Source organism: Streptomyces sp. NPDC045701, assembly GCF_056432045.1.
On sequence record NZ_JBWKJV010000217.1, the window covers coordinates 1 to 1232 of the forward strand.

Sequence of the window (1232 nt, forward strand, 5' to 3'; positions counted from 1 at the left end):
ACCCCGCCAGCACCCCGTCCCACTCCTCAACCAACCCCACCCCAAGCTCAGCCATACCCCAACTCAACCACAAACAAGTGCGATTGCAGTACTAACGGGACGCTACGAGCGGCCAACCCGACCGCGTTCCGCTACCGCCATACAAGTCGGCGGTTCAGTCGGGCTTGGCCTTCAGAAGGCTAATGACCTTGTCCGGCACTCCGAGGTCCTCTTAAAAAGGTTTCCCGGTTGATGCTCTGGTGGTGGTTGAATACGTGGTGACAATCAAAAAGCAGCATCGGGAGCACCGCAGTGGCGGGGCATGCGGCCGGCATACCATGCCTTATAGCTGTCAAATTCAATTTTCAGTTCCTTGTATTTTTGGAAAAGGCCTTCGGTGCTCTTGGCGGCAAGGAATTCCATTGGCGCCTCTACGTCAAGGAACTTAATGCGATGCTTTCCTACGTAAGCATTGGCGAGATGTCCACCACTAACAGAATGGTCCAACGCGACCTGGAATACTGCACCACGCCCAAATTCGGCCATTTTCCGTTCAAGCTTTGTGATATGCGATCCCTCATATATCGAATTTCCGTACAAATCGTCCAACATCGCCATACTCACGCCGACCCCGCCTTCCCCTATGGGAGCGACCTTCCGCTCCTTAGTAAGCAGCTCGGCGAGGCAATATGCCGATACGCCGCAGATGCCTCTTCCTATTTTACTCCTGGGTATTCTCTCTCTGGCAGCCCGGAGTCTTGCCGCTGCCTGAAGAGTCTTGCTGCTGCCGGAGGAGAAACCTCTCAGCTCATCTCCCAGCTGTCCCCACTCCGCGTCGGGGATTTCACGTATCTCTTTCTCCAGGCGCTTCGTAACGTGAGATTTAGCGGCGGTTTTGACTGCTCGGCCCATCGCGGGGATACCGACGCCGAGGCCGAGGGCGAGGCCGAGGCTGCCGAGGGCGATGGACATGTAGTTGAGGGGGTCGTTGAGCTGGTTGCGTCCGGTTGCGAGGGCTGCGGTGTCGAGGGCGGAGGAGGCGAGGTCGAGGACGGCGCCGGCGAGGGCGATGCCGAGGCCGGCTGACAGGGGCCCTGTGGTGGTTGCGAGGGCGATGAAGGTGACGGTGGCGGTGATGGTGGCTGCGGCGAGGGTGAGGCCGTAGATGAGGTACTGGCCCCAGTCGGGTATGGCGGTGTTGCCGGTGGGGTCGGTTTTCATGACGGGGTTGGCGTCGAAGGCCATGTAGCGGT

The 1232-nt window shown here is 59.0% G+C and carries 1 protein-coding gene; it reads right to left on the reverse strand.

Going from position 1 to position 1232, the window contains the following annotated elements:
- Positions 1-264: 264 nt before the first annotated feature.
- The coding region (locus tag AC07DW_RS34545; RefSeq protein ID WP_478861540.1) for a hypothetical protein at positions 265-1232 on the reverse strand (968 nt) is incomplete at its 5' end.